The sequence below is a fragment of the Sphingobium sp. DC-2 genome (genome assembly GCF_000722555.1).
In the GTDB taxonomy this organism is placed as follows: Bacteria; Pseudomonadota; Alphaproteobacteria; order Sphingomonadales; family Sphingomonadaceae; genus Sphingobium; species Sphingobium quisquiliarum.
In genome coordinates this window covers 1-585 of sequence record NZ_JNAC01000095.1, presented here as the reverse complement: position 1 = coordinate 585, position 585 = coordinate 1, and the positions used below count along the sequence as shown (strand labels likewise).

Here is a 585-nt window from a genome sequence, read left to right as displayed (position 1 = left end):
CGCGAGGTTGGTGGTGATGATGACGCTGGTCTGCTCGTAGAGCTTGCTGATCAGGTGGAACAGCAACTGGCCGCCCGAGCGGGCGAACGGCAGATATCCCAGTTCGTCGAGCACGATCAGGTCGAGGCGGGATAGCTGGGCGGCGAGAGCGCCGCTCTTGCCGATCCTGGCCTCCTCTTCGAGGCGGGTCACCAGATCGACGGTGTTGAAGTAGCGGCCTCGCGCACCCGAGCGAACGACATTGGCGGCGATGGCGATGGCCAGGTGGGTTTTGCCGGTGCCCGTGCCGCCGACCAGGACGATGTTGCGCCGAGCGGGCAGGAACGCGCCACTGTGCAGCGAACGCACCAGCCCCTCGTTGATCGGCGTGCCCTCGAACCGGAACGCATCGATATCCTTCACGACCGGCAGCCGGGCGGCCGCCATCCGGTATCGGATCGAGGCAGCATGGCGATGTGTTGCTTCCGCGCGCAGAAGGTCGGTCAGTATCTCCATCGTGGTGCGCTGGCGCTGAAGGCCGGTGGTGACCGCATCGTCGAACGCGCCCGCCATGCCCTTGAGCCCAAGCCCGCGCATCGCCTCGAT

At 66.3% G+C, this 585-nt stretch carries 1 protein-coding gene; it reads right to left on the bottom strand.

From position 1 onward, the window contains the following. Nucleotides 1-576 (bottom strand): ATP-binding protein (locus ET21_RS0118085; protein ID WP_030540765.1); only part of this gene is annotated, 576 nt, incomplete at its 3' end. Nucleotides 577-585 lie beyond the last annotated feature (9 nt).